The sequence below is a fragment of the Pseudomonas sp. DrBHI1 genome (genome assembly GCF_002205115.1).
Classification (GTDB): domain Bacteria; phylum Pseudomonadota; class Gammaproteobacteria; order Pseudomonadales; family Pseudomonadaceae; genus Aquipseudomonas; species Aquipseudomonas mosselii.
In genome coordinates this window covers 1-385 of the sequence record NZ_NIBE01000108.1, presented here as the reverse complement: position 1 = coordinate 385, position 385 = coordinate 1, and the positions used below count along the sequence as shown (strand labels likewise).

Sequence of the window (385 nt, the reverse complement as noted above, 5' to 3'; positions counted from 1 at the left end):
CCTCAACACCGCCGGCGCCTTGGCCTGGCTGGGTCAACTGGGGCGCCAGAGCCTGCAGGCCGGCGCCCCCGGCAACATGGATCGCCTGCTATACCGGCGCCTGGGCACCTACCTCATCGCCTCGCTGGGCGAGCAAGCCATCAACCTGCGCCTGAGTGAACACGCACTCGAGGGTGACACCCCCTCGCGAGGACGGGTGGCGGCCCCCATGGTCCGACGCCTTGATCGCGCCTATGTGGAGACGTTGCAGGGCGCTCATGCTCATTCGTTCTATCGGCTTCGGCTGGCCAGTGGCCTGCTCCTGCTGGAGGCGGGACTGCTCCTGTTGCAGGGGCAGCGGGATGACAAGGACCGGCGTTTCTGGAGCGAGGTGGTGGCCGCAGGA

At 68.1% G+C, this 385-nt stretch carries 1 protein-coding gene; it reads left to right on the top strand.

Annotated features, from left to right (window positions below; all coding sequences use genetic code 11):
* On the top strand, window positions 1-385 hold a 385-nt coding region (locus CC207_RS27030; RefSeq protein ID WP_158216146.1), incomplete at both ends, for a hypothetical protein.